The organism is Lentzea aerocolonigenes (assembly GCF_000955955.1).
Taxonomy (GTDB): Bacteria; Actinomycetota; Actinomycetes; order Mycobacteriales; family Pseudonocardiaceae; genus Lentzea; species Lentzea aerocolonigenes_A.
The window spans coordinates 1-480 of record NZ_JYJG01000627.1 but is presented as its reverse complement, the minus strand read 5'-3'; the positions used below and the strand labels follow the sequence as shown (position 1 = coordinate 480).

Here is a 480-nt window from a genome sequence, read left to right as displayed (position 1 = left end):
ACCTGCCGTTCGTGTGCTGCGGCAAGCCCCTCGGTGAACGCGGCACGCTGTCCTACGTGGCGTCCGACGACCGTGAGGGCGCCAAAACGATGGTGCGGTACCTGATCGAGTCCGGCCGCCGGCGCGTCGCCACGATCACCGGACCACAGGACACTCCTGGTGGCGTCGAACGACTGGGGGGCTATCGCGAGGTGCTCGCCGAGCACGACATCGCCTACGACCAGAACCTGGTGGCGACCGGCGACTACAGCAGGGCGAGCGGCGAGGCGTGCATGCAGCAGCTGCTCACCGCGGCACCGGGCCTCGACGCCGTGTTCGTCGCCTCCGACCTCATGGCCGACGGCGCACTGGCCGCCATCGGACGCGCCGGCCTGCGCGTGCCCGATGACATCGCTGTCGGCGGCTTCGACGACTCCCCCGCCGCGACCACGGTCCGCCCTCCACTCACGACCATCCGCCAGCACTGGAGCCGCATCAGCG

The 480-nt window shown here is 70.8% G+C and carries 1 protein-coding gene; it reads left to right on the top strand.

Annotated features, from left to right (window positions below):
* The coding region (locus UK23_RS48005; protein ID WP_045318558.1) for a substrate-binding domain-containing protein at nucleotides 1–480 on the top strand (480 nt) is incomplete at both ends.